This window comes from Mycobacterium sp. E796 (assembly GCF_001672815.1).
GTDB lineage: Bacteria > Actinomycetota > Actinomycetes > Mycobacteriales > Mycobacteriaceae > Mycobacterium.
Genome location: NZ_LZKK01000090.1, coordinates 1 through 737, shown reverse-complemented (window position 1 = coordinate 737; position 737 = coordinate 1). Strand labels below are relative to the sequence as shown.

Sequence of the window (737 nt, the reverse complement as noted above, 5' to 3'; positions counted from 1 at the left end):
CCGTTCACCGCCAATGCCGCCGAGGCCCGCGACATCGCCGAGCTGGCCGCGAAGTCAGATCGCGTCGTCATGGAGGCAATCCAATACCGCTACCATCCGTTGACTTCGCGCGTCGAGCAGATTCTCACGTCAGGCGAGCTGGGCAAGCTCGAGCGGATCGACGTCTCCTTATGCGTATTGCTGCCGAAGCGTTCAAATAGCAACATCTACGACTACTCCCTTGCCGGTGGCGCGCTGATGACCGACGGAAGCTATACGGTCGACATGCTCCGTACGTTCGGCGGTTCGACCCCGGAAGTCGTTTCGGCTCGTGCGAAACTGGGCGGTCCCGAAGTGGACCGGGCTATGACGGCCGAATTGCGGTTCGCCGGCGGGCACACGGGCCGCCTGCACTGCGCGCTGTGGTCGTCGAACCTGTTTTGGGCGAGCGCCAAGGTGGTTGGGGATCGCGGCCGGCTGCGTTACCTCAGTCCGGCTGCTCCGCACTTGTTGCCCCGGCTCACGATCCGCTCGGCCGACGGCAAGCGGGTGGAGCGCTTCCCGCGCCGCACCAGCTATGCGTACCAGCTCGAGGCCTTCGCCGCGGCGGTGCTGCGCGGCGAACCGGTGAAGACGACGCCGGAAGGCGCGATCGAGAACATGTCCGTCATCGATACGATTTACCGCGCCGCCGGTCTCTCGCTCCGCGAACCGGCGTAAACGCCATGAACGCCGCGCCAGTCGACAGTCGAGAGGGC

General features: G+C 65.5%; 1 protein-coding gene. It reads left to right on the top strand.

Annotated features, from left to right (window positions below):
• Positions 1-699 (top strand): Gfo/Idh/MocA family protein (locus A5706_RS35180; RefSeq protein WP_068128792.1); only part of this gene is annotated, 699 nt, incomplete at its 5' end.
• Positions 700-737: the final 38 nt, after the last annotated feature.